The organism is Bacillus cereus group sp. BfR-BA-01408 (genome assembly GCF_022663305.1).
In the GTDB taxonomy this organism is placed as follows: domain Bacteria; phylum Bacillota; class Bacilli; order Bacillales; family Bacillaceae_G; genus Bacillus_A; species Bacillus_A pacificus.
Genome location: NZ_JAKUFF010000004.1, coordinates 89,381 through 114,529 on the forward strand (window position 1 = coordinate 89,381; position 25,149 = coordinate 114,529).

Consider the following 25,149-nt stretch of genomic DNA (forward strand, 5'->3'; position numbering starts at 1 on the left):
ATTAATCATTTGAATATTCAAACTATATTTGTTAAGCTATTACTAGATACATCATTCAACTTGCAATATGAAAAGAGAACTCTAATCAAACTACAAGGAGGAGAAATGTATGACTAAACATGACCATGGTTTAAAAGAAAAAGTAGAAGGTGCTATTGATAAAGTAAAAGGCGAAGTAAAAGAAGTTGTCGGGAAAGTAACTGACAATAAAAAATTACAAGCTGAAGGAAAATGGGATAAAGTAAAAGGCACTGCTAAAGATACGGTTGGCAATGTGAAAGAAAAAGTACATGAATATAAAGAGCATAAATAATAAAAACACGTTAGATGTATTTTCATCTAACGTGTTTTACTTTATATACATAATGAACCACATAACATATGATATATTTTTATTTCTCTATACTTTTTGTAAGTGGCTCTTTAAAGGCATTTCTATTCCATACAACAAAAACAATAAGAGAAATAATAAAGAATACAACAAGACATATACCCAAATAATCAAAATTAACTACCTGTATGAGATTCCAAAACGGTCCCTGTAAATTATAGCTTTCAATAAGCAAAGATAATAGTTGATATCCCCCTATTAAAAAAGCCGTTATAACAGATATTAAGGTAATTAATACATTATACGAATTTCTTATTCGATTATTTTCCATTGCCCACTTATAATTCGTATTCATGAATGTACTATCTAATGTATCCATCAATGACATTCCTGCAGCAAATAAAATGGGGAAAGCAAATATACTTACAAGTGGAATAGATTGACTTGTTGCAGTTACTGTAGAAAGAGCAATTAATCCAATTTCACTTGCTGTATCAAAACCGAGCCCAAATAAAAAACCGATCATATACAATTGCTTCTGACTATTAATAAAACTAAATAAACGTTGTGCGAAACGATATATAAACCCTAAGTTTTCTGGTTGCTTATCTTCTTGGCTCCGTAACACTTTAATAAGATACAACAGATTGGTAAGACCGATAATAATAAGGAATGTGCTAGAAACGATTGTACCAATAATACCGCCTATAGTAGAAAAACTCTCCATTCCATGTTTTGCCGTTTTTCCAATTAAAGCAATTAATACAATCATCACAAATACTACTGTAGAGTGTCCTAATGAGAAGTAAAATCCCACCCCCTGTGAGTTTTTACCTTTTTCAATTAATTTCCGAACAGTATTATCAATTGCGACAATATGATCACTATCAAACGCATGACGCAATCCTAAAGAATATGCAATAATAGCCATTCCAATTATGCTATTACCTTTATACAGTGCTGGTAATAATAAGAGAATCCCAAGCACATGAAGAAATATAATAATAACAAAAAATTTAGTTGCCTTCTTCAGTTCACTTTTCCACATAGTTACTAGCCCTTTCTACTTTAAATTGAATACTTTTGAAAACGAAAAGTGCCATAATAAAAACTACGATCGTTATAATAGTCGCTAAAATAATTACAAAATTATTTAACACATCTGTATGATTTGTAAGTGTTAACAGAGCTGGTACTGTTGCAGTAATCCAAGATTCAACGAAGCATACAATTCCTACATAAATATGAATCTTCTTTTTCAACCCATCTTGCAGGAAAAATAAAAACCAAAGGAATGCCCAAAAGAACCAAATTATTGTACTTTGTAGGCCTCCACTCTCATGTAATTGATTCACTATTCCCATAACCGTTGCAATGATAGCAACCCAAAGAGAATAGTAACCTACACCTGAAGAATCAAGTTTTAGTATATTTGTAAGACCAACATATAAATAAGTAAAACCAAATAAAAAGATAGTTCCATTAGATAGGATAGTCCACTCATCGGATTGACTTCCTGTAAATAATAAATATAATGGTGTCAAAGTTTGTAGTGCCCCTACAAATAAATTAAAGTACCCTACACTTTTGCTATCAATGAGTTTAAAAGCTGCTAGTGAATTCATAAATAGAACTGCACCAACAAATAATAATCCCACATTAGTCATAGTATCCCCTTCTCCTACTTAATATTTTCGATAGGATGTTAATTCTTCATGCAGACAATTTTCTCTAACAAAACGATGACACTGAAAAAATATAGACTCCATATCCTCTGTATTATGACTAAGTATGCGTATGACAAAGCCTTTACATGTCGTAGAAGCTATTCCAATCTTCATATTGTTAGTGTTAGAAAACGATGTTTTTAATGCTGCAATTAAGTCATTTGTAACGTTCTCATTAATAACTATGAAAGTACCATAATGGGAATATTGATTTAATATTCCCATTTGATCTAATGACTCTTTAAAAGGGTTTAGCAATAAATGATCATATACTACAAGTTTATTTTCCATATATATTTTTGTTAGCGAATCAAAATATTGGTATGTGAACTTCTCCATATTCGGCGACCAGCCAGGCGTAACTGAATCACATAAAATCAATGTAGAATTATTTTGCATATATATATTTGTTTTTTGCTTATATGCTGCGTCCTTGTACATAATTAACGGGTCTGGTAGATATTCCATAGCAGCATTCTGACCAATATAAAAATTCAATTCTTGCAAAGCATAACTATTTGGAGTCTTGTAAACTTTCGTTGCGGATTGGCTTGTTATATATGTTTTCGCATCTTTACCAACATTTATATTTATAGAATAGAAATCTCCTTTTAAATAGCCTCCACCAGAATTCATAATATAGTAATATGCTCTACCATACTTGTCCAAATATATCGGCTGCGTTACTTTTAAGGCATCTTTATGATAAACCTTAATAGGTACGGTTTTATCTCTCTTTTCCATCACATCAATGTTTAAGACACCTGTAGGAGATTTCATTTTTTCAATCCTTCTAACATAATGTTTTGTCGCATCCAATTTATTAATTCTTGTAAACCTTCCTCATCCTTCAAATTTGTAAAAAAGTATGGTTTATTATGTCGGTAATGTTTTGTATCCTGCTCCATAACTCCAAGATCTGCCCCTACATAAGGTGCCAAATCCGTTTTATTAATTACAAATACATCAGATTTAATCATTCCTTGCCCACCTTTCCGTGGAATCTTTTCTCCCTGCGCCACATCAATAATATAAATTGAAAAATCCACTAGCTCCGGACTAAATGTGGCAGCTAAATTATCACCCCCACTTTCAATAAAAATAATATCTAAATTATTATGTCTAATCATGAGTTCTTCAATTGCTTCAAAATTCATAGAAGCGTCCTCTCGAATTGCTGTATGTGGACACCCTCCTGTCTCTACACCAATAATTCTATCTTCTGGTAAAACACCTGTTTTCAATAAAATCTTTGCATCTTCTTTCGTATAAATATCGTTTGTAATTGCTGCAATTTCATAATCTGTATTTAGATGTTTTGTTAACTTTTCAACTAACATTGTTTTCCCAGCACCTACCGGGCCACCGATACCAATTTTAATAGGCTTTATCATTTTATTTTTCCTCCCTATGACATGAAGACCCTTACATTTACATCTTCATGTTGCATTTGATTTATTTCGAATTCAGGATCATTCAATCCAAAATCATCTAATGAAAGTATTTGAATTCTATCAATAGATTCACAGATTAATCCATGACATTCTTGTAATAGTTTTTGACCGTCTGTTTGTCCAAGAGGAATGGCTCTCACACCGTTTTGAATTATACTTCCAACACTTGAGTATAAGAAAACTAAGAGGGTTTCTTCTATTGTCATTTTCAATTCCGCTCCTAATATTCCATATACGATACTCGGATGACCTTGTAATTTATTACCTATAATATTTTCTTTATATATATTTAAATTTACAAATGAAAACAATTCACACAATAATTTAGAAGTACTTTTACTAATCATTCTATTTGCTTTTCTACATTCAAAAGGCAATGTTTGTGCTGTTATTAAATCATCTAAAAATGTAATTTGTTCTCCCTCATTATTCTTAATTGCTTCGTAAGTATATTTGCAAATTAAGCCGTCCGTGTATGTTAATTGCACTTTTATATATCGATTCATCCATTTGAAAAATCCGGCTTTATTTGTAACTTGTCCCTCTTGAATAAACGTTTCTAATCCAAAAGAGTGACTAAAACTTCCTGTTGGGAAGTTAGAATCACTAATTTGGAGTAGGTTAAGTAGGTTAAATATGTTTGTGTGAAGCATGCTTGAACGGTTTTGGTAATACTCTATTTTCTTTTTGATAAGGAACACCTTCCTTTTTAAGTAAATCTTCTACTAAGTAGTCATTCGCCAAAATCATGCACCCTTCATCGAATTGTGCTGGTAAATGTCTATTGCCTAAGTTATGAGCAATGATTCCCATTTCTTTTATTGATGTTGGAGTAATTACAATTACTTCTTCTGGTAATACTTCAATATATACAATTCGATTTTCATCTTCATATAAAATATCACCGTTCTTTAATGTTTCTCCACTACCTAAAGACACCCCAATTTCAAAACCAGATTCTGAATATAGTTTCTGAACCCTCTTCAGTAAAAGCTCACTAGAAATCAATATTTTATCAAGATGCTTTTTTGTATTTGAAAAATCATCCATATTGCATACGTTGTTATTAATTTTTTCAATAATCATTTTATCTCCCCCGTTATATCAAAATAAAAAATATCTTTGAGCCATAGGTAGTACATCTACTGCTTCACACGTGATTACTTTTCCACCAACTTTAACTTCATATGTCTGCGGATCCACTTCAATTTCTGGTGTTGCATTATTTAGCTTCATATCTTGCTTCGAAATCTCTCTCGTATTTTTAACAGGTAATACAACTTTATTTAAACCTAATTTGTCTTTAATATTATTCTCATAAGCTACTTTCGATACAAATGTAATCGAACTGGACTGTACTGCTTTTCCATATGCACCAAACATCTTTTTTTCATAATATGGTTGTGGTGTAGGAATCGAAGCATTCTCGTCTCCCATTAATGCCATCACCACCATCCCGTTTTTCAAAACCATATCTGGCTTAACACCAAAAAATTGCGGATCCCATATTACAAGGTCAGCGTACTTTCCTACTTCAATAGAGCCGACATATTCTGAAATCCCATGTGTAATAGCTGGATTAATTGTATACTTCGCTATATAGCGTTGAATTCTATTATTATCGTTATATTCTTTATCTCCCTCTAAACTACCAATCTGCTTTTTCATTTTATCGGCGGTTTGCCAATTGCGAATAATAACCTCTCCAACCCTTCCCATCGCCTGTGAGTCAGAGCTAATCATGCTGAAAACCCCTAAATCTTGCAAAATATCCTCTGCCGCAATTGTTTCTTTTCGAATTCTTGAATCTGCAAACATTACATCTTCTGGAATATTGGCTTTTAAATGATGACATACCATAAGCATATCTAAATGTTCATCCAGCGTATTCACTGTATATGGCAAGGTCGGGTTCGTTGAAGATGGTAAAATATTATTTAGTGCAGCAATCTTTATAATATCTGGTGCATGCCCACCTCCAGCCCCTTCAGTATGGTACGTATGAATAACACGATTATCAATAGCTTTTATCGTTTCTTCCACAAAACCACATTCATTTAACGTATCGGTATGAATAGCGACTTGAATATCATATTTATCAGCAATCTGTAACGAGTGATTAATTGCGGAAGAAGTCGCTCCCCAATCTTCATGAATTTTCAATCCGATAGCCCCTGCAAATATTTGTTCTTCCAAGGCAGGTAGACTTGAACTATTTCCTTTCCCTAAAAATCCAAGGTTTATTGGAAAAGCTTCTGCTGCTTCTAGCATTTTTCTTAAGTTCCAAGATCCAGGTGTTATTGTAGTTGCCTTAGTCCCTTCTGCCGGTCCTGTTCCCCCACCAATTAAAGTTGTTATACCTGAAGCTAATGCTGTATCAATTTGTTGTGGGGATATGAAATGTACATGTGTATCGATACCTCCAGCTGTAACGATTTTTCGCTCACCAGAAATTACTTCCGTCGATGTTCCAATGATGATATCAATATTATCCATAACCGAAGGATTACCACTCTTACCAATTGCTGAAATTTTCCCATCTTTTATACCAATATCCGCTTTATATATTCCCGTATAATCAATAATAATTGCATTCGTAATAACAACATCCACAACCCCCTGTTCCCTTGTAAGTTGTGAATTTTGTCCCATACCATCCCTAATTGATTTTCCTCCGCCAAAGACAGCTTCATCACCATATACAGTGGCATTTCGCTCAATGTGTGCGAATAATTGTGTATCCGCTAAACGAATAGAATCTCCTGTAGTTGGACCGTATAAATCAGCATATTGTTTACGTGACATCTTAAAACTCATGCTATCTCCCTCTTTTTGTGTAAGATTGAATATCGCCATCCACTTTATTTTTAAATCCATACACTTTTTGTTCCCCGGAATATGGAACTAATTCAATCGTTTTTTCATCTCCAGGTTCAAATCTTACAGCTGTACCCGCTGGAATATTTAAGTGTTGTCCAATTACTACACTACGATCGAATTTTAATGCCTCATTCACTTCATAAAAATGGTAATGAGATCCAATTTGAATAGGTCTATCTCCCTGATTTAACACCTTAACTTTCGTTACTTTTTTATCTCCATTACATACTATGTCTTCTTTCGCAAGAATATATTGCCCTGGAATCATAACATTCACTTCCTTTAATGAATTGGTTGATGAATAGTTACTAATTTTGTTCCATCAGGAAAAGTTGCCTCGACTTGAATATCTGATATCATGTCTGCAATACCATCCATAACATCTTCAGCACTTAAAATATTTTTTCCAAGCTCCATTAATTCCGCCACATTTTTACCATCTCTTGCTCCTTCCAAAATTTCATACGTAATAATAGCGATACTTTCTGGATAGTTTAACTTAAGCCCCCTCTCCTTTCGTCGATAAGCTAAATCAGCCGCAACAACTACTAGCAGTTTATCAATTTCTCTTGGCGTTAATCTCATTACGCTCTCCCTTTCTGAAGTATTTTAAAACTAAGAATATTCTAAAAACAAAAGGTGTATTTTCAATGTCCTTCCCGTGTTTTCTCCATGTTTTTTCTATCAATCAAATAAAAAAAGACTAGAATTTCTAGTCTTTTTTATTTCCCTTCATTCTTCTCTAACACATACAAGTCTTCTTCAATATTAGATAATTTCTCTATTACAAGCTTTCTAGCATCTCCAATTGCTTGATTGTATGCAAATGGTCCTACTAATTTAATCATTTCTTCTATTAAACGCTCTGCTTGGAAGCGTCCAATTTCATCTAAATCTTCTTCAACGAAAAATTGCTGAATTTGTGCTACTAGCTCTTCTTTTTTATCATTTGGTATTTTTATATTCATCATCATTTGTTACTCCTCTATATTTATGATAGTACGTTTCTTAACTCTACCATAGAAAAACGCTTTCCAGGACAAGTTTTTGTAACCCCTTCTAGCTCTCTATGACCAAGTATATTTTCTTTCTTTATAGCAAACTGCTTCATAAACATTTTACATAAAGAATATAATGCATTCATTTGTGCAGGAGTTGGATCGTATTTATCAAAATTACCTGTCATACATATTCCAATTGTATCCCTATTATTATCTTTCGCATGTGCTCCAATATGTAAACCTCGTCCTTCAACTATGGTTCCATCTTCTTCAATAAAATAATTGTAACCAATCCCGCTCCATCCTCTTACTTTTTGATGAAACTCATGTGTTTGATATACATCCCATCCATCTTCGGATGTATGGTGGATAATCAGTTTATTCACTTTTTCTAAAGGAACTAATTCATCTTGAAAGGTTAAATTAACACATTTAATTTCCATTTGAACATCCTCCCTTAAAAATCAATCATCATCATTGTTTTATCATCTGGTCTTATTCTCTTTTCTCCTTCTAGCTTTTCGATAATTGCTACATATTCACTTATACTATTCTTTCTTATATATGCAACAGCTTGTTCGAGCGACCAATCTGGGTGGAATAATCCGTCTGAACAAATAAAAATGCCGCTCACTTCATCTATATGTAATTCACCATGCTGTAAATAATGTATCGCTTCTTTCATTCCGTTTGCAACGGAATACCCGCCCTGCATATTTGCAAGATAACGATTATATTTTAACTGTTCTCGCACATCTTGAAAAACATGTTCTTCTAGTACAGATAACCCTTGTTTACGATCTTCTTCTCTCTTCTTTTTTGCTCGTTTGCTAATTCCTTCAACTGTGTCTTTCGTTAATACTTGTATTGTTCCATTTCGAAGTATTGCGACAATCATACAGTCCCCTAACTGTGCGTATTCAATTTTCTCTCCACCTATTTGAACTGCCGCAATACATGTGCACCACAAATGCTCTTTTTTTCTCGTATCTACCTTATATTCTAACATTTTTCTTTGCAATGCTTCATTTGCTTTTGCAACTGCAACTGGTAAACTATGATTTTCACGTAATGAAGCAAAATAACTTGCAAATAAATGCGAAGCGATGTATGCTCCATTATGTCCCTGTTCATCACGAAACGGGACGAGAGGTGTTGCACCGTCACATACACCATATATCTTATTTTCTTCATTACAAAAATAAGAATCCTCACATTCTTGCTTCAACGGGCTTTTCTGTTGATATGTTTTTATCTTCACAACTGTATCCCCTTTCAAATGATAAAATACTCAAATTCTTTTGATTAATCAAATTTACCGAAATAAACTGTTTTTACCCAAAACTTTCAATATCATATATAATCTTGAAATAATATGAATTTTTTAGTGAAGGACGGGAAAGAGATGGTCAGATTTCTTGGTGTTATTATTGGTTCTATTATTATTGCGATTGCCTTTAATCTTTTCCTTATCCCCCACAAAATTTTAAGTAGTGGAATTGGCGGAATTGCTATTATTTTAGGGATTGTAACTCCTGTAAACACAGGTATTATTAACTTTGTATTAAACTTACCTATCCTTATTTTAGGATACATAGGCCTTGGAAAAAAAGTAATTTTTAACACGATTGTCTCTGTTATTGTATTATCTGTTGCATTATACTACGTTCCAGTAAAAGTCGTAGCAACAGATCCACTTTTATCTTCCATCTTTGGTGGTGTCATTGCCGGAGCTGGTATCGGTCTTGTTTTTAACTGTAATGGATCAACTGGTGGATTTGATATTATCGGTATGTTGTTGTCTCGCAAAAGAGACATTAAACTTGGTGGATTCCTTATTATTTTAAATGCAGTCGTTGTTATTATTGCAGGATTCTTCTTCACTTGGGATGTTGCCCTTACAAGCTTACTTTCCATTTATGTAACTGGTAAAGTTATCGATGCTATTCATACGAAACATCGAAAGGTTACACTTATGATTGTAACAAATGAAGCGGAAAAAATGAAAAAACAACTTCTTTCAACTGTTGTACGTGGCATTACATTACTTGATGGCGAAGGTGCTTATTCTAGCGAAAAGAAACGTGTACTTATGACCGTTGTTTCTCGAGAAGAATTAGCAAGTATGAAATTAACAATTTCTGAAATTGACCCTCATGCATTCGTTAACATTACCGAAACGGTTGAAGTATTAGGATTGTTTAGAAAAGGTTAAAAAACTAGGTGGATTTCCACCTAGTTTTTATTTTCCATAAATTCAATTCGATTTCCGAACGGATCTGATACGTAAAATCTAATTACATCTGGACGTGCATGGTCATCTATTACTTCCATACCTTGCTTTATTAACTCTTGTTTAAATTCATCAATTTTTAAAACATAAAAAGCTGGATGCGCCTTTTTTGCTGGCTTGAAGTTTTGCTCAACTCCGATATGAATCTCTTGATTTCCACACTTAAACCAACATCCACCACGTTTCTTTAATTCCTCTGGCTTCGGAATTTCCTCCATACCTATTTTTTCACCATAAAATTCTCGTGCTTCTTCTTCACACCCTACAGGCGCAGCTACTTGTACATGATCGATCCCTTGAATATAATTTTTCATTTTCTCTCCCCCTCCTCTATCCTAATATTATAAGGAAAACCTACTCCTGTAACTTACAAAAGGTTTATAAAACAATATAAGCTCCCCTTATTACTACCCTACATTCACTTTGCGAAAAATAAAGAAAACAAAATTTATTCTATAACTTCCATTTTTTATAGAAATACACATTACATCTATATTATAGTTATGAATAGACAAATCTTTTTAGATGCTATTTGTACGGAGGAACTATTATGAGTCGTAAAAAATATTCATCAACTCAAAGAAAACGTCATCCGAACATTTCTAGACGTTTACGCAACCATATACAAGATTGTTCATTAACAGAAATGTACGCATCTCTGTTCGAACACAACCCTGATGGTATTATTTCATTAAATTTAGAGGGAATTATTATACACACTAATCCTTCTGCCGAAAGAATACTAGGTTACACTTCTTCAGAGTTAGAGCGGAAAAGCATTACCTCGATTTTAGAAGCTCATATTTCTGAGCAAGTATTACAAAATATAAAGAATACGGAAGCGGATAATCAACAAGAGTATATTTTATCTATTTATCATAAAGATGGATTCTTATTAGATGTCGTGACAAAACTAGTTCCTATTTTTGTCCAAAATCGTCTAACTGGCGTATATGCCATTATGAAGCCTCTTGAAAAATCAGAAAGAATTGAGAAAAAGCTTAAAGAAAGTGAGAAGAGGTTACGTACATTAGTAAACTCCATGCCTGCGTTTGTTATATTTAAAGATCATGAAGGGCGCTGGCTTGAGGCAAATGACTACGCACTTTCTTGCTTCAATTTCCATCATGTACCTTACCACGGAAAAAAAGATAGTGAACTCATTCAATATAATGAAGCGTACCGAGAAGCTTTTTTACATTGTGAAGAAGTCGATGAATTAGCATGGCAACAAAGACAAATTCTTCATGGTGAAGAATTTATTATTCATAGAGATGATTTCGACCTAATCTTAAGTATATCGAAAGTTCCTCTCTATCACCCTGACGGCTCCCGTAAAGGTCTTATCGTAATGGGAAGAGATATTACTGAGCTAAAGGAAACGGAAAAGTTATTACGAAAATCTGAAAAGCTCGCAGTAGTCGGACAACTGACAGCTGGAATCGCTCATGAAATTCGAAATCCACTCACTTCTCTAAAAGGTTTTCTAACATTGCTACTCCCTGAAATAAATGAGGAGCAGAAGTGGTATATCGATGTTATGTTAAGTGAAATTTCACAGATGGAATCTATCACGAGTCAATTTATGGCGATGTCTAAACCACAAGTATTAGCAATCCAAACTTGTAACATACAAACTTTAATTGAAGAGGTAGTTACATTTATTTTACCAACCGCAATTATGCATAGCGTTCATATCATTATGGATCATTTTGATTACGTATATGACATTCAATGTGACGGTAACCAATTAAAACAAGTTTTTATAAATATATTAAAAAATGCGATTGAAGCAATGCCAAATGGCGGAAATATTTTCATCCAAACAAAACCATTAGAGGGGAATTTCATCTTAATACGGATTATCGATGAAGGTTGCGGTATCCCAGAAGATCGTATCTCCCGTTTAGGCGAACCGTTTTATAGTTTAAAAGAAAAAGGCACAGGGCTAGGATTAATGATGTGTTACAAAATAATTGAAGAACATCATGGTAAATTACACATTTCAAGTGAATTAAATAAAGGTACGGTCGTCGATATTCACCTACCACTTTCTTCACCCCACCTTGCAATCCAGTCTTAAATAATAAAAGAAGCATCTGCTCACGATTAGCAGATGCTTCTTTTATTATTTATACTTATAGAACTGTTTTTCCATACCATTCTTTTGCTTTTTCTACTTCACCCATCGTTAATTGATGTCCTCTATTTTCCCAATGCATTGTTACATTAGCGTTTGCATTTTCTAATAGTAGCTTCAATTCCTCTGACTCAGAAGATGAACAAATTGGATCATTTGTCCCAGCAGCAATAAACACGGATTTCCCAGCTAAATTAGGCAATTGTGTTCCTCTTCTAGGCACCATTGGGTGATGAAGCACAGCACCTTTTAATGCATTTTCGTAATGGAATAATAAGCTTGCCGCAATGTTTGCTCCATTTGAATACCCGATAGCTACAATGTTATTTCTATCAAATTCATATGCTTTTGAAGCTTCATCTAAAAACTCATTTAATTCCTTCGTACGGAAAATCAAATCTTCTTCATCAAAAATGCCTTCTGCCAATCTACGGAAGAAACGTGGCATGCCATTTTCTAATACATTTCCTCTAACACTTAATACAGATGCTTCCGGATCAACTATTTCTGCAAGTGGTAATAAATCTAATTCGTTTCCTCCTGTACCATGAAGTAATAACAACACTGGTTTTGACGTATCTTTTCCTTTTTGAAAAACATGTTTCATCATAATCCTTTTCCCCTTTCAATCACTTTAATCTAAATGTCTCACTTCAAACGGCAAAAGCGTTTGTTCAATCTGTTTTCTATGCTGTTCATATTGTTCCGGTAATTTTAATTCCTCACCCATCGTCTCTAACGATTCATCATGAGCGAAACCAGGAGGATCTGTTGCAATTTCAAATAAAATTTCACCATGTTCTCTAAAATAAATTGCGTTAAAATAATTACGATCTTGTACAGGAGTTACGTGGTATCCAAAACGGGACACATGCTCTTTCCAGTCTAGCTGATCAGCGTCGTCACTCGCTCTCCAAGCAATATGATGCACTGTACCAACGCCCATTTGGCCACGACCGATTGTTGATAACCTCAAGTCGATAATATTTCCAATCTTAGCAGAAGAACGGAATCGAACAAATTCGCCTTCTTCTCCAATTTTCTCAAGACCCATAATATGTTCTAACAGTTCAGCAGTTTTTTGAGGCTGTGCCGATAATAGAACCGCACCACCAAATCCTTTAATTGCTACTTCTGGCGTAACTTCTCCAAAAGTCCAATTATTTAATTCACCCTCTTCTCTTTCTACTAATTCTATATGCAAACCATGTGGATCATCAAATTCTAAATACTGCTCTCCAAATCGAGTCATTTTTGTATATGAAACATCGAATTTTTCTAATCTATTCTCCCAAAACTCCATTGCACCTTTTGGTACAACATAAGAAGTGATCCCTACTTGACCGTCACCAATAACTCCTTGACGAGCACCTGCCCATGGGAAAAACGTAATAATTGTTCCAGGCTTTCCTCCTTCATTACCAAAATAAAGATGGTACGTACCCGGATCATCAAAATTTACTGTTTGTTTCACTAAACGTAAACCTAATACACCAGCATAAAAATCTACATTTTCTTGTGGATGTCCTACAATTGCTGTAATGTGATGTATCCCCATTGTTTTCTTTTCCATTTCGTCCACTCCTTTTTAATTCATTATAAAAATTAATTTACATTAAAATTCATTATTCATTTTGTCCATACTAGAAAGTAAAATCCGTCATGATAATTTTATCTTGAATTCGAGATATTAATTATAAAATTACACATTAACGTTTAACTTATCGAAATTATCTCGATTTCAAGATAGTTTCCAAAAAACATTTACTCACTTTAATACCATAATCAGTGGGGGTTTTACTGCCCATTAAAGTGGGATAAAACGTGATTTAGAATATCATTTACCTCAAACTTAACACTTATTATAAGTTACTTACTTTTCTTTGTCAACAAGTTACTTATTTCATTTAAAATGAAAAGGGAGTAAACGCTATTCACCGTTTACTCCCTTTTCAAATCATTTCGTTTCTTCTTCCAGCACTGCTTCCATCTCATTAAATTCAAGATGAATTGCTTTAACTGGTTCTTTCGTTACTAAACTTACAACAATCACAGCTAATAAGCTACAGAAGAATCCAGGTACCATTTCATACATAGTCGCTTTTAAACTTGGAATTTGTACCCAAGTAATTACAACTACTGCACCAACAATCATCCCAGCAAGAACGCCCCATTTGTTCGTTCTTTTCCAATATAAACTTAATAAAATGGCAGGTCCGAATGCTGAACCAAATCCTGCCCAAGCATAACCGACGAGTGTTAAAATTGTATCACTTGGATGATACGCTAAAACAACTGCGATCATAGCTACTACTAAAACTGACAGTCTACCGATAAATACAAGTTCTTTATCACTTGCGTTACGACGGAAAAATGTTTTATAGAAATCTTCCGTTACTGCACTTGAAATAACAAGTAATTGCGAGGAAATACTACTCATTATAGAAGCTAATATAGCTGACAATAAAAACCCGGTAATGTACGGATGGAATAAAATGTTTGAGAATGTTACAAAGACCATTTCTGGGTCTTGTAATGTCCCATTATTTTTAGCATAGTAGGCGATACCAACCAAGCCAGTAAGCATTGCACCTATAATGGAAATCGCCATCCAACCGATACCGATTCTACGAGAAGTTTTCAAATCTTTAATAGAGGTAATTGCCATAAAGCGGACAATAATATGTGGTTGACCAAAATACCCAAGACCCCATGCTAAAAAGGAAATAATACCAAGAATTGTGGTCCCTTTAAACATATCTAAATGCGATGCATCAACTTGCTTAATCGTATTGTATGTCTCTGTTACACCACCGACATCTGTAAAAGCAACAATTGGTACTAATACGAGAGCAATAAACATAATACACCCTTGCACAAAGTCGGTCCAACTTACTGCTAAAAAACCACCGAATAGTGTATAAGCAACTACGACACCGACAGTTACAAATAAACCAATTTTATAATCAAGGTTGAAAGAATTTTCAAACAAACGTCCACCTGATACTAAACCAGCCGACGCATAAAATGTGAAAAATACTAAAATGACGATAGCGGAGACAAAACGAAGTATTTTCGTACGATCTTTAAATCGATTCTCTAAAAAGTCTGGAATCGTAATTGAATCATTAGCCACTTCTGTATACGTTCGCAAACGCGGGGCAAGAATTAAATAGTTTGCATAAGCACCTATTAATAAACCTATCGCAATCCACACACTTGATAACCCTGTCGCATACATCGCACCAGGTAATCCCATTAGCATCCAACCACTCATGTCAGAAGCACCAGCTGATAAAGCTGTAACTGCTGGACCGAGTCCCCTTCCGCCTAACATATAATCTGATAAATCGGATGTCTTCTTATAAGACCAATAACCGATATACAACATACCTGCCATATAAATAGCAAGCGAAACCATAATCTCAATCTTCACCAAATCTCTCCCTTAGTTACATAAGCCATTCAAAATTTCGAAAAATGACTTTTTCTATTTTCTTGTTTTCGCTTATGGTTCCCTACCTTAACAAACATTTTTTGTTCTTTCAAGTAAACAGGTGTTTTTTACTGCATGTGAAAACCTTCATAAACGCCTTTATCCCAGTGGATTACCCGGGTTTCAAAATAAATTAAAGTAAAAATATTCAGAAAATAAAAAGACGTTTTTTCACACCTTATTTTCATTCGTTTATTAGTTGAATTTTAAAAGAAAAAAGCCATACAAATGTATGACTTTTAGTCTATTAAACATAGCTTATCTTCTATTTACTAGTAGGAAACAATTCTGAAAGAGGAACTATCCGCCCCACCTCATCTTTAAACACAATATGCTCTCTCGTTAAATGACGCGGGCTCTTTACCCCCGCTGCTGCCGCAAGTGAGAACAAACTATATCTCATACTAACAACATAATTCATTACGCGCCATTTCTTCTCATACGGATCTAACGCTTTTTGATAATGAGGATTCGTCGTCGCCACACCAGACGGACATTGCCCCGAATTACATTGGAGCGCCATAATACAGCCACTTGCCATCATAAACCCACGTGCTGAATTTATAGCATCTGCACCAATAGCTAAAGCAATTGCCACTTTATCTGGTGTAATTAATTTCCCCGAGGCAAACACTTTGAATTTGTCCCGAACACCATAATGATTCGCTGTATCAATACATGTCAGTAACGCTGGAATAAGCGGCATCCCCATACTATCTGCCATCGATTTATACGTCGCACCTGATCCACCTTCTGAACCATCTATTGTAATGAAATCTGGATAGATATTTAACTCTTTCATCGATTTGAATAAATCTTCCAACGGCTCCTGCTGTCCAATTACAATTTTCATACCGACAGGTTTACCGCCGTTTTCTTGCAACTGCTGAATAAAATAAAGTGTATCTGCTGCATTATTTAAAAATGAAAATCGATTCGGTGAATTAATCGTTTCTCCTTCTCGTACATTTCGAACAGAAGCAATTTTCTCATTTACTTTTTGTCCCTCTAGATGACCACCACGTATTTTCGCACCTTGCCCAAATTTCAATTCGAATGCTTTAATATTTCTTTCTTTTGCTTTCTCCATAAATTTCTCCATTGAAAACTTACCATCCTCATCACGGTAACCAAATAATCCTGGACCAATTTGCGCAACGATATTTGCACCTGTATGTAAATGTTCTGGTATTACACCACCTTCTCCCGTATTAATCCACGAACCGCCAGCCATCTTCGCGCCAAACCCACTCGCTAAAATATAATTTTCGCCAATCGCACCGTAAGAAGTTGCCGATGCTCCAAACATGCCATACAGTTTCCATGGATATTTACGATTTTCACCGACGATAACCGCATCATCTTCTTCATATAACCAAAGATTCGTTGTATCCGCTGTCAATTTTTCTCTTCGTGAAAATAACCCTTCTTTATGAATCACATACTTTTTTCCTTCACGTTCTTGCGCTACATTCACACTTAATTCTTCTGTTAATATCGGAAATAATGTATTAGCAATATAGTAACCAGATGTATCAAAATCTCGTTTTGATCCAAAGCCAAGTATTTCAGAACGGTACTTTGCTAAAAACATTACACTTTGAAAATCATAACGTGAAAAAGGCTTTCCATCCGTATCATGATCAAACCAATATTGTCTAAATTCCGGTCCTATCTTTTCAAGTAAATAACGCATCCTTCCTAAGTATGGATGTAGCTTTAATATAGAATGATGCGTCCGTTTTTTAATAAAAAATGTAATAATAAAAAAAATGATTAATAGTAGCATTAATAAGAGCAATATACTAATAATAACGAGTAGCGTTTCACTCATCCCGCTTCCTCCTATGAAAATCCATAATAAAAGGAGAACACTCGATGTGTTCTCCTTTTATCTTTATTCAAACTAATGTAGCAAGATGCTCTTTCGCATCATATTCAACTAAACTTTCAGCATTTTTAATTCGATGAACAAAATCTGGATTAGCAATTAAAGGTCTTCCAAATGCCGCTACATCAATTATTCCTTCTTGCAACGCTTCTTCAGCCTCTTTCGGATTTAAATTCCCTACTCCTACGATCGTACCATCCCAATATTTTCTTACTAATTGATGAAAATTCTTTCCGTCAGCAATAACTGCCGTATAATTCATCGTTGAAGGGTGAATCATCGTTAATCCAACTTCTTTGAACATATTTACAAACGTTTCAATTGCAAGCTCAGGGTTTTCCCACATATAAGTAGGATTATCACCTTTGAAAGCAGAGAAACGAAGAAGTGTTTTATTAGCTCCAACAGCTTCTATTACAGCCGCCGTTACTTCTTTCATAAACGTTAACCTCTCCTTTAAGTCTCCGCCGTATTTATCAGTACGCTTATTTGCAAACTCATAAGTAAATTGATCAATTAAATATCCATGTGCACCGTGAATTTCTACTCCATCAAACCCAGCTTCGATTGCATTCTTTGCAGCTTGTGCGTATTGACCAATCACTGCTTGTATTTCTTCTAACGTCATTGCTTCTGGCGTATCAAATGGTTTACGAAAACGGGGAACATTTCCCTCTGCAGCGATAGCAGACGGTGCTTGCGGCATTTGTCCACCAATTATCTCGTGATGACTCATACGGCCAACATGCCATATTTGAGCAATAATCGTTCCGCCTTCTTTATGTACTGCTTCTGTAACAGGCTTCCACGAGTCGATTTGTTCTTGTGTATAAATCCCTGGTACTCCCGGATTACCTTTTGCTCTTGGGCTAATGACGATTCCCTCTGTAATAATTAATCCAACTCCATCAGCTGCACGCTTTCTATAGTACTCAACTACATCAGTACCAACTACTCCCGTTTCATGATTTGCGAAACATCTCGTCATCGGTGCCATTGCTATGCGATTACGAAGAGACCAAGATCCAATTTGAATCGGATTAAACAACTTTGTTTCTTCAATATTTTCAAAAGATCCCCCAGCGTTTATATTTGTTCCTTCATAAATACTTGCTGCTTTATTATTTGAACTTGTCATTTTTCTTCCCCCTAAAAAATTCTTACTATAATCGCATCATACTTACTTTTAGATAGTAACGTCAATTTATACGCCTTTACCATCGAACATTCGAATATTAAAAAATAGAATGATACAAATAAAAAAAAGATTTCCTAGGCAGGAAACCTTTTTGAATTGACCATATATGGCTAACAATTCGTTTATCTCTTTTATATAAAGAAAATAAACAATTATTATCTCTTCACATATAAAAAATTCCTTAGCAGCAGAAGTGAGAGTGGTTCAGTATTCTTCTAAAAATAATAACTTATAAACCTAAAACAATGAAAGCCCTACCTCTCTTTCATCCTTACGGCTCCTCGTCCGTGCCAGTGTGAATCAGGATTGCAAAAATCAAGTAACTATTCTATCGAAGTGTGTAATTAAACTTCGAAAATTCATAAAGAATTAAAAAATAAAAATGGAGTTGATTGTAGTAATAACAAAAGAGGTTAATGCTCTAAAAGTGGTTTGAAAGAGTTGAATGTCTTTGAAATGATTAATTTTCTATAATTATGTTCCCAAAAAATTCAAAACCTTTTTTGGGATCTAATACATTATTTGTAATGAATCTTAACAAAAGCTTTTTATTTGACTTTCTGTGATACCTTCAATTAATCCTAGTTCACTAATCAAAAATTCGTGTGCATTATCTAACATTTTCTTTTCGCTTGCATTAAGGGCTTTTTCTTTCTGCATACGTAATAAATCACGTACAACTTCAGCACCTTCTTGTATTTTACCCGTCTTTATTTTATCAGTGTTCAATTTATACCTTTGTTTCCACGTAAGTAATCTATCTGATTCTCCATGTTGAAAAACATCCAATATGTGTGCTATCGCCGTTATATCCGTGACTGGCCGTATATTTGAGCTCAATATTCTCCCTGCAGGAATCATTAATTCCATATTACTACCCGACATTTTTATAACATAATACTGTTGTTTTTCTCCTGCGATTTCCTTCTCTTCTATGGCCTTAATTATACCTGCTCCGTGCATTGGATAAACAATGTTATCGCCAATTTGAAACAAATAATCCACCTCCATATATGGTAACCTTCTCAATCTTATCACACAATTACTTTTTTAGCAAAGTTTTTATTTTATCATAAAATTATTTTTCATGTCAATCCTTTCGAACTAAGAAAATAAATTCGTAAAACATCACTAAAAACCCGCAATCTTATTAACTTTTCCACCCATATATACATTCTAATTTCACCTTCTCTTTTTACATAAAAACACATTACTACATATAAGTAGTAATGTGTTTTTTATACGGAATCGTTAAACATTCCCTATTAATTTCACGCCTATATACTAACCTGCTTACGGACTGTCTCTCTCGCTAAAAGAAAACTCATAATCACTTGCGCAGCTACTCGGCTCGTCATATCTCTGAAATCAAGAGTTGGATCAATTTCTACAATATCCATCCCTTGAACGAGAGGTTCTTTGCCAAGAAATTCAATCGCATCCAGTAAAGTCGCGCTATCCATTCCCCCAGGACCAATCGCTGGACAACCTGGCGCAAATGCTTGATCTAGTACATCCATATCAAGAGAAATATAAATAGAAGTCACGCCTTGCTTTCTTAATACTTCGATACTTTCCGTCATAATATCTTTTATTTCTCGCTCTCGTACATCTTTCATTGTATACACTGTCACGCCATGTTCTTTTGCATATTCATGGTACGCTCGTGCATTTGAAAAATTACGAATACCGATTTGAACGAGTTGTTTTCCTGTAATAACACCATTTTCTAGTAAACTACGGAACGGTGTACCATTTGACGGACCACCATCTTCTAAGTTGCGCAAATCATGATGGGCATCAAATTGAATAATACCGACCTTCCCTTTACTATTTGCAAATCCTGTTATACTCGGAAAACTAATCGAATGATCCCCACCAAGAACGATTGGTATCATGTTCGGATTTACTTTCGTTACATGACCAACTGTTTTCGCAATTCGGTTATGACTTTCTTTTATATCCGTCACATGCATCGTAATATCTCCGCAATCATATAAGACACTTTCTTTCATATCATGTTCTTCTGTAATTGCGTACGTGCTATATGCATCTAACATCGCACGAATTGTTTTTGGAGCAAAACTTGCTCCTGAATGACTAATAGATGGTTTAGAAAGGGGTGCTCCAATTAAGGCCGCACCGAATATTTCCACGCCTTCCTCCCAATCTTTAATCATTTCACTCCATTTTGTCACTTCACGATCGATAAACTTGGCATTTTTCTTTAAATAGTGGCCGTGCTCCACGATTGTTCACCTCTTGTATATGCGATATTACCATTCTTCCATACTGTATTTACATGACTTACGCCGTAATGATACGGTACGTAAGCATAATTGTAAGCATCCCATAGCACTAGATCTGCCTTGCGACCTACTCTAATTTTCCCAGCTACATCGCCACGATTAATTGCGTAAGAAGAGTTAACTGTTACCGCATTCCAAACTTCTTCTGGTGTCATTTTCAACTTCAGCATTGCGATGCTCATAATAAGCTGAATGTTTTCCGTTGGACAGCTGCCCGGGTTAAAGTCTGTAGCTAACGCAACTGCAACACCTTCATCAATCATTTTTCGGCCGCGTGCAAAGCTTTCTTTATTTAAATAGAAAGTTGTTCCTGGTAATAAAGTCGCTACTGTATTAGAGTTTGCAAGCATTTCAATTCCTTTATCAGAAGCACCAACTAAATGGTCCGCTGATGCTGCACCAATTTCAGCCGCTGCTTCCGCACCACCAAGAGGGTCAATTTCATCCGCATGAATTTTCACATCAAATCCAAGCTCTTTCGCTTTTAATAAAAACTCTTTTGACTCTTCAACAGAGAACACACCTGTTTCACAGAAAATATCAACGAATTCCGCTAATTGCTTCTCTTTCATTTCTGGTAATAAATCTAACATCCATTGTAAAAATTCTTTCGATCTACCTTTATACTCTTTTGGAACTGCATGAGCACCTAAAAATGTGGAAACTAAATCAATTGGATGTTCTTTTTGTAATTGTGCCGTTGCCTCTAATTGTTTCCATTCCGTCTCATCATCTAATCCGTAACCACTCTTCGCTTCTACAGTTGTAACTCCGAAAGATAGCATACGGTCTAAATGGAATTTCGCCTTTTGAACAAGCTCTTCTTTCGACGATTGTTTCGTTGCATTTACAGTTGAAAGAATACCTCCGCCTTGTTCTAAAATTTCTAAGTATGGAACTCCTTGTAATTTTAGCGCGATTTCATTTTCACGAGATCCACCAAATACAAGGTGGGTATGCGGATCAACAAGACCAGGAGAAACCATTTTCCCGCCACAATCAATAACTTCTTTTGCCTGAAGTCCTTTTGCTTCTTCTGCTGTCCCAACGAAAGTGATTACACCATTTTCAATTCCAACCGCACCGTTTTCGATAACAGGAAGCGTGTTCATCGCTTCCCGTCTTAACAAGCCATCTTCTTGATCCATTGTTAGTAATTGACCGATATTTATTAGTAAAGTGTCCAGCATGTTTTTCTCCTCCTTATTTCATCATTGGAATGTTAACGCCTTTTTCTTTCGCAGTTTCCACAGCTAAGTCATACCCTGCATCCACGTGACGAACAACACCCATACCAGGGTCAGAAGTTAATACGCGCTCAATACGTTTTGCTGCTGCTTCTGTTCCATCTGCAACGATAACCATTCCAGCGTGAAGTGAATAACCCATACCAACGCCGCCACCGTGGTGAACAGATACCCAGCTTGCACCGTTTACACTGTTAATTAATGCATTCAAAATTGGCCAGTCAGCTACTGCATCACTACCATCTTTCATCGCTTCTGTTTCACGGTTTGGAGATGCTACTGATCCGCAATCTAAATGGTCACGACCGATAACGATTGGTGCTGATAATTCACCATTTGCAACCATTTCATTAATAATGCGACCAAATTTCGCGCGCTCACCGTAACCAAGCCAACAAATACGTGACGGAAGACCTTGGAACTCAACTTGCTGACGAGCCATACGGATCCAGTTACATAAATGCTCATTATCAGCAAACTCACGTAAAATTACTTCGTCTGTTTTATAAATATCTTCTGGGTCACCAGAAAGTGCTACCCAGCGGAATGGTCCTTTTCCTTCGCAGAATAATGGACGGATAAATGCTGGAACGAATCCTGGGAAATCGAATGCATTTTTCAAACCTTCATCAAAAGCAACTTGGCGAATGTTATTTCCGTAATCAAATGTAATTGCGCCTTTTGCTTGCATAGCAAGCATGGCTTCTACATGTTTTGTCATGCTTTCTTTTGATAATTGTACGTAGCGCTCCGGATCTTCTTCACGAAGTTTTGCTGCTTCTTCTAACGTGTAACCTACTGGAATATAACCGTTTAATGGATCATGAGCAGATGTTTGATCTGTAACTAAATCTGGCGTAATATTACGCTTCACTAGCTCTGGTAAAATCTCTGCCGCATTTCCTAATAAACCAATAGAAATCGGTTCTTTCTTCTCTTTATACTCGTTCGCAACCGTTAATGCTTCTTCTAATGATTCTGTATACATATCACAGTATCTCTTTTCAATACGACGATCAATGCTGCGCTTATCAACATCAATAGCGATAACAACACCGCCATTCATCGTTACAGCAAGAGGTTGTGCACCTCCCATACCACCTAAACCAGCAGTAAGTGTTAATGTACCTTTTAATGAACCACCGAAATGTTGACGTGCCGCTTCACCAAACGTTTCATATGTTCCTTGTAAAATACCTTGTGTTCCAATGTAAATCCAGCTACCTGCTGTCATTTGTCCATACATCATAAGACCTTTTTTCTCTAGTTCACGGAAGTGATTCCAGTTCGCCCACTTCGGTACTAAGTTTGAGTTCGCTAAAAGAACGCGAGGTGCATCTTCATGTGATTTAAAGATTGCAACTGGTTTTCCTGATTGAACAAGTAAAGTTTCATCGCTTTCTAACGTTTTTAATGAATCTACAATTGCATTGTAGCTTTCCCAGTTACGAGCTGCACGGCCGATCCCACCATATACAACTAATTCTTCTGGCTTTTCAGCAACTTCCGGATCTAAATTGTTCATTAACATACGAAGTGCAGCTTCTTGCACCCACCCTTTCGTTTGTAACTCCGTACCTCTTGGCGCGCGAATTGTTTGTTTAACTTTTTCCATTTCAATCTCTCCCTTTTCTCATTTTATAGTGCTGCGTTTACATCTAATCTTTCTTTGATCGAATAATTCGTTTTTAACCAATGCGCAATATTTTCAATATCCGTTGAGAATATACGGTCATTTGTAATAGAAGGCACTTGCTGACGACCTTGATGATAGAAACTTTTCGTCACTGTACTCATGTTTTCAATACCGCGATATTCTGCAGCTTGCATCGCACAAATCATCTCAATTGAAAGAACACGTCTTACGTTTTGAATAATTTGATGTGCATGGCGTGAAGCGATTGTTCCCATACTTACGTGATCTTCTTGGTTAGCTGATGACGGGATTGAATCAACACTCGCCGGATGTGCTAACGTTTTATTTTCAGAAACTAGTGACGCTGCAGCATATTGCATAATCATTGCACCAGACTGAAGTCCTGGTTCTGGACTTAAAAATGGTGGTAAATCGTTTAATTGCGGATTCACTAAACGCTCAATACGACGCTCTGAAATATTTGCAAGTTCTGCCATCCCTACTTTTAAGAAGTCCATCGCAAATGCAATTGGTTGACCGTGGAAATTACCACCTGAAATTACTTTTTCCCCGCCATCAAAGATTAGCGGATTATCCGTTGCTGCATTCATTTCAATTTCTAATTTTTCTTTCACATAATTTAAAACTTGCCAAGAAGCACCGTGTACTTGCGGAATACAGCGAAGTGAATATGCATCCTGCACACGTAGTTCTCCTTGTTTTGTTGTTAATTTACTATCATGAAGGATGTCACGAATTCTGCTCGCTACTTCCACTTGCTCTTTATAACCACGTGCTTTATGAACATTTTCATCAAATGCATCAATAATGCCTTGTAAACCTTCAATTGTCATAGATGCAATTAATTCAGCTTGATAAGCCGTTGCTTCTGCTTCTATATAAGAAAGAACTCCTTGCGCTGTCATCGCCTGCGTGCCATTAATTAACGCTAGACCTTCTTTCGCTTCAAGTTCAATTGGCTCAAGACCTTCTTCTGTAAGAGCGACCATTGCATGAACGCGTTTTCCTTTATAGAACACTTCACCTTCACCTAATAATACGAGCGCAAGATGAGATAAAGGTGCTAAATCGCCACTCGCACCAAGTGAGCCTTGTTGTGGAACAACTGGGTGAATTTTACGATTTACAAACTCAAGAAGCATATTTACAACGAGCGGTCTAACACCAGATACTCCTTTAAGCATCGTGTTTGCTCGTAAAATTAACATACCGCGTGATACTTCTTCAGGGAATGGCTCGCCTATCCCACATGCATGTGACTGAATTAAATTATGTTGAAGTGCCTTTACATCATCTTTTTGAATTAGCACATCACTAAACTTTCCAAATCCAGTTGTAATACCGTAAACGACTTTTCCGTCCTCTACAATTTTCTCAACTACTTCGCGGCACTCCGCCACCTTTTGCATACTAGTTGGACAAGCTGTTACACCTTCTCCTTCAAGTAACAACCTCTTCATTTCTTCAATTGTCAATGTGTGTCCTGTTAACGTAATCATTGTTTTTCCTCCTTAAAAAGGCAAAA

General features: G+C 35.6%; 26 protein-coding genes. 3 read left to right on the forward strand and 23 right to left on the reverse strand.

What is annotated here, in order from left to right:
* Nucleotides 1–109: 109 nt before the first annotated feature.
* Nucleotides 110–313: a CsbD family protein gene (locus MR083_RS04040; protein WP_000160408.1), complete on the forward strand. Its 204-nt coding sequence runs from the start codon at nt 110–112 to the stop codon at nt 311–313.
* A 79-nt stretch (nt 314–392) separates the two neighbouring features.
* On the opposite strand, the gene MR083_RS04045 is transcribed toward MR083_RS04040, so the two are convergent.
* From MR083_RS04045 to MR083_RS04100, 12 genes are all read right to left on the reverse strand, one after another.
* Nucleotides 393–1,379 carry a HoxN/HupN/NixA family nickel/cobalt transporter gene (locus MR083_RS04045; RefSeq protein ID WP_000265975.1) on the reverse strand — a complete coding sequence of 329 codons (987 nt, stop codon included), beginning with the start codon at nt 1,377–1,379 and terminating at the stop codon, nt 393–395.
* Entirely contained in the window at nt 1,366–1,998 is a 633-nt protein-coding gene (locus MR083_RS04050) for an AmiS/UreI family transporter (RefSeq protein ID WP_000185992.1), read from the reverse strand. The genes MR083_RS04045 and MR083_RS04050 overlap by 14 nt, the downstream gene beginning before the upstream one ends.
* An 18-nt stretch (nt 1,999–2,016) precedes the next feature.
* Complete coding sequence (locus MR083_RS04055) at nt 2,017–2,838, reverse strand: urease accessory protein UreD (protein WP_000841917.1); 822 nt, start codon at nt 2,836–2,838, stop codon at nt 2,017–2,019.
* A complete protein-coding gene (gene ureG, locus MR083_RS04060) occupies nt 2,835–3,452 on the reverse strand; it encodes an urease accessory protein UreG (protein WP_000594924.1) in 618 nt (205 codons plus the stop codon). Before ureG ends, MR083_RS04055 begins: the two co-directional genes overlap by 4 nt.
* Nucleotides 3,453–3,466: 14 nt before the next feature.
* The gene (locus tag MR083_RS04065) at nt 3,467–4,165 is read right to left on the reverse strand and encodes an urease accessory protein UreF (RefSeq protein ID WP_000903409.1); all 699 of its coding nucleotides are present in this window, start codon (nt 4,163–4,165) and stop codon (nt 3,467–3,469) included.
* Complete coding sequence (locus MR083_RS04070) at nt 4,143–4,598, reverse strand: urease accessory protein UreE (RefSeq protein WP_000582801.1); 456 nt, start codon at nt 4,596–4,598, stop codon at nt 4,143–4,145. The genes MR083_RS04065 and MR083_RS04070 overlap by 23 nt, the downstream gene beginning before the upstream one ends.
* A gap of 18 nt (nt 4,599–4,616) precedes the next feature.
* Nucleotides 4,617–6,329: an urease subunit alpha gene (gene ureC / locus MR083_RS04075; RefSeq protein WP_242268603.1), complete on the reverse strand. Its 1,713-nt coding sequence runs from the start codon at nt 6,327–6,329 to the stop codon at nt 4,617–4,619.
* Nucleotide 6,330: 1 nt separating this feature from the next.
* The gene (locus MR083_RS04080) at nt 6,331–6,660 is read right to left on the reverse strand and encodes an urease subunit beta (RefSeq protein ID WP_000612159.1); all 330 of its coding nucleotides are present in this window, start codon (nt 6,658–6,660) and stop codon (nt 6,331–6,333) included.
* Nucleotides 6,661–6,674: 14 nt separating this feature from the next.
* Nucleotides 6,675–6,977: an urease subunit gamma gene (locus MR083_RS04085; RefSeq protein WP_001241327.1), complete on the reverse strand. Its 303-nt coding sequence runs from the start codon at nt 6,975–6,977 to the stop codon at nt 6,675–6,677.
* 137 nt (nt 6,978–7,114) lie between these two features.
* Nucleotides 7,115–7,366 (reverse strand): DUF2164 domain-containing protein, encoded by a 252-nt coding sequence (locus MR083_RS04090; RefSeq protein WP_041184504.1) that lies wholly within the window; start codon nt 7,364–7,366, stop codon nt 7,115–7,117.
* A 17-nt stretch (nt 7,367–7,383) separates the two neighbouring features.
* Nucleotides 7,384–7,836 (reverse strand): peptidoglycan recognition protein family protein, encoded by a 453-nt coding sequence (locus tag MR083_RS04095; protein WP_000402972.1) that lies wholly within the window; start codon nt 7,834–7,836, stop codon nt 7,384–7,386.
* 14 nt (nt 7,837–7,850) lie between these two features.
* Entirely contained in the window at nt 7,851–8,672 is an 822-nt protein-coding gene (locus tag MR083_RS04100) for a protein phosphatase 2C domain-containing protein (protein ID WP_041184503.1), read from the reverse strand.
* A gap of 126 nt (nt 8,673–8,798) precedes the next feature.
* Here MR083_RS04100 and MR083_RS04105 point away from each other — a divergent pair, with 126 nt between their 5' ends.
* Nucleotides 8,799–9,608 (forward strand): YitT family protein, encoded by an 810-nt coding sequence (locus tag MR083_RS04105; protein ID WP_000251336.1) that lies wholly within the window; start codon nt 8,799–8,801, stop codon nt 9,606–9,608.
* 20 nt (nt 9,609–9,628) lie between these two features.
* Here MR083_RS04105 and MR083_RS04110 read toward each other — a convergent pair whose 3' ends face one another.
* Entirely contained in the window at nt 9,629–10,000 is a 372-nt protein-coding gene (locus tag MR083_RS04110; protein ID WP_000800774.1) for a VOC family protein, read from the reverse strand.
* A gap of 236 nt (nt 10,001–10,236) precedes the next feature.
* Here MR083_RS04110 and MR083_RS04115 point away from each other — a divergent pair, with 236 nt between their 5' ends.
* Complete coding sequence (locus tag MR083_RS04115; protein WP_000087685.1) at nt 10,237–11,769, forward strand: BA3702 family sensor histidine kinase; 1,533 nt, start codon at nt 10,237–10,239, stop codon at nt 11,767–11,769.
* A 55-nt stretch (nt 11,770–11,824) separates the two neighbouring features.
* Here the strand turns inward: MR083_RS04115 and MR083_RS04120 are convergent, their stop codons facing one another.
* The 10 genes from MR083_RS04120 to hutH all read right to left on the reverse strand — a co-directional run bounded on the left by MR083_RS04120 (nt 11,825) and on the right by hutH (nt 25,123).
* Complete coding sequence (locus MR083_RS04120; protein WP_000975490.1) at nt 11,825–12,436, reverse strand: alpha/beta hydrolase; 612 nt, start codon at nt 12,434–12,436, stop codon at nt 11,825–11,827.
* Nucleotides 12,437–12,460: 24 nt separating this feature from the next.
* A complete protein-coding gene (locus MR083_RS04125) occupies nt 12,461–13,399 on the reverse strand; it encodes a ring-cleaving dioxygenase (protein ID WP_242268605.1) in 939 nt (312 codons plus the stop codon).
* A gap of 384 nt (nt 13,400–13,783) precedes the next feature.
* The gene (gene putP, locus MR083_RS04130; protein ID WP_000687612.1) at nt 13,784–15,262 is read right to left on the reverse strand and encodes a sodium/proline symporter PutP; all 1,479 of its coding nucleotides are present in this window, start codon (nt 15,260–15,262) and stop codon (nt 13,784–13,786) included.
* 325 nt (nt 15,263–15,587) lie between these two features.
* Entirely contained in the window at nt 15,588–17,156 is a 1,569-nt protein-coding gene (locus MR083_RS04135; protein ID WP_000005191.1) for an FMN-binding glutamate synthase family protein, read from the reverse strand.
* Nucleotides 17,157–17,223: 67 nt separating this feature from the next.
* Nucleotides 17,224–18,351: an alkene reductase gene (locus MR083_RS04140; RefSeq protein ID WP_000204411.1), complete on the reverse strand. Its 1,128-nt coding sequence runs from the start codon at nt 18,349–18,351 to the stop codon at nt 17,224–17,226.
* 594 nt (nt 18,352–18,945) lie between these two features.
* Nucleotides 18,946–19,407 carry a CarD family transcriptional regulator gene (locus MR083_RS04145; RefSeq protein ID WP_205689052.1) on the reverse strand — a complete coding sequence of 154 codons (462 nt, stop codon included), beginning with the start codon at nt 19,405–19,407 and terminating at the stop codon, nt 18,946–18,948.
* A 281-nt stretch (nt 19,408–19,688) separates the two neighbouring features.
* Nucleotides 19,689–20,660 carry a formimidoylglutamase gene (gene hutG, locus MR083_RS04150; RefSeq protein ID WP_000399842.1) on the reverse strand — a complete coding sequence of 324 codons (972 nt, stop codon included), beginning with the start codon at nt 20,658–20,660 and terminating at the stop codon, nt 19,689–19,691.
* Entirely contained in the window at nt 20,639–21,910 is a 1,272-nt protein-coding gene (gene hutI, locus MR083_RS04155) for an imidazolonepropionase (RefSeq protein WP_000887535.1), read from the reverse strand. Before hutI ends, hutG begins: the two co-directional genes overlap by 22 nt.
* Before the next feature lie 13 nt (nt 21,911–21,923).
* Complete coding sequence (gene hutU, locus MR083_RS04160) at nt 21,924–23,582, reverse strand: urocanate hydratase (protein ID WP_000416709.1); 1,659 nt, start codon at nt 23,580–23,582, stop codon at nt 21,924–21,926.
* Between the two features lie 23 nt (nt 23,583–23,605).
* The gene (gene hutH / locus MR083_RS04165) at nt 23,606–25,123 is read right to left on the reverse strand and encodes a histidine ammonia-lyase (protein WP_000631849.1); all 1,518 of its coding nucleotides are present in this window, start codon (nt 25,121–25,123) and stop codon (nt 23,606–23,608) included.
* Nucleotides 25,124–25,149 lie beyond the last annotated feature (26 nt).

Coding starts and splice junctions, on each gene's coding strand:
- MR083_RS04105 (WP_000251336.1), top strand. CDS start 8,799: ATGGTCAGATTTCTTGGTGTTATTATTGGTTCTATTATTATTGCGATT.
- MR083_RS04110 (WP_000800774.1), bottom strand. CDS start 10,000: ATGAAAAATTATATTCAAGGGATCGATCATGTACAAGTAGCTGCGCCT.
- MR083_RS04135 (WP_000005191.1), bottom strand. CDS start 17,156: ATGAGTGAAACGCTACTCGTTATTATTAGTATATTGCTCTTATTAATG.
- MR083_RS04115 (WP_000087685.1), top strand. CDS start 10,237: ATGAGTCGTAAAAAATATTCATCAACTCAAAGAAAACGTCATCCGAAC.
- MR083_RS04140 (WP_000204411.1), bottom strand. CDS start 18,351: ATGACAAGTTCAAATAATAAAGCAGCAAGTATTTATGAAGGAACAAAT.
- MR083_RS04085 (WP_001241327.1), bottom strand. CDS start 6,977: ATGAGATTAACGCCAAGAGAAATTGATAAACTGCTAGTAGTTGTTGCG.
- MR083_RS04125 (WP_242268605.1), bottom strand. CDS start 13,399: ATGGAAAAGAAAACAATGGGGATACATCACATTACAGCAATTGTAGGA.
- hutU (WP_000416709.1), bottom strand. CDS start 23,582: ATGGAAAAAGTTAAACAAACAATTCGCGCGCCAAGAGGTACGGAGTTA.
- hutH (WP_000631849.1), bottom strand. CDS start 25,123: ATGATTACGTTAACAGGACACACATTGACAATTGAAGAAATGAAGAGG.
- ureG (WP_000594924.1), bottom strand. CDS start 3,452: ATGATAAAGCCTATTAAAATTGGTATCGGTGGCCCGGTAGGTGCTGGG.
- ureC (WP_242268603.1), bottom strand. CDS start 6,329: ATGAGTTTTAAGATGTCACGTAAACAATATGCTGATTTATACGGTCCA.
- MR083_RS04090 (WP_041184504.1), bottom strand. CDS start 7,366: ATGATGATGAATATAAAAATACCAAATGATAAAAAAGAAGAGCTAGTA.
- MR083_RS04120 (WP_000975490.1), bottom strand. CDS start 12,436: ATGATGAAACATGTTTTTCAAAAAGGAAAAGATACGTCAAAACCAGTG.
- MR083_RS04095 (WP_000402972.1), bottom strand. CDS start 7,836: ATGGAAATTAAATGTGTTAATTTAACCTTTCAAGATGAATTAGTTCCT.
- MR083_RS04070 (WP_000582801.1), bottom strand. CDS start 4,598: ATGATTATTGAAAAAATTAATAACAACGTATGCAATATGGATGATTTT.
- hutI (WP_000887535.1), bottom strand. CDS start 21,910: ATGCTGGACACTTTACTAATAAATATCGGTCAATTACTAACAATGGAT.
- MR083_RS04065 (WP_000903409.1), bottom strand. CDS start 4,165: ATGCTTCACACAAACATATTTAACCTACTTAACCTACTCCAAATTAGT.
- MR083_RS04045 (WP_000265975.1), bottom strand. CDS start 1,379: ATGTGGAAAAGTGAACTGAAGAAGGCAACTAAATTTTTTGTTATTATT.
- MR083_RS04050 (WP_000185992.1), bottom strand. CDS start 1,998: ATGACTAATGTGGGATTATTATTTGTTGGTGCAGTTCTATTTATGAAT.
- MR083_RS04080 (WP_000612159.1), bottom strand. CDS start 6,660: ATGATTCCAGGGCAATATATTCTTGCGAAAGAAGACATAGTATGTAAT.
- MR083_RS04055 (WP_000841917.1), bottom strand. CDS start 2,838: ATGAAATCTCCTACAGGTGTCTTAAACATTGATGTGATGGAAAAGAGA.
- MR083_RS04040 (WP_000160408.1), top strand. CDS start 110: ATGACTAAACATGACCATGGTTTAAAAGAAAAAGTAGAAGGTGCTATT.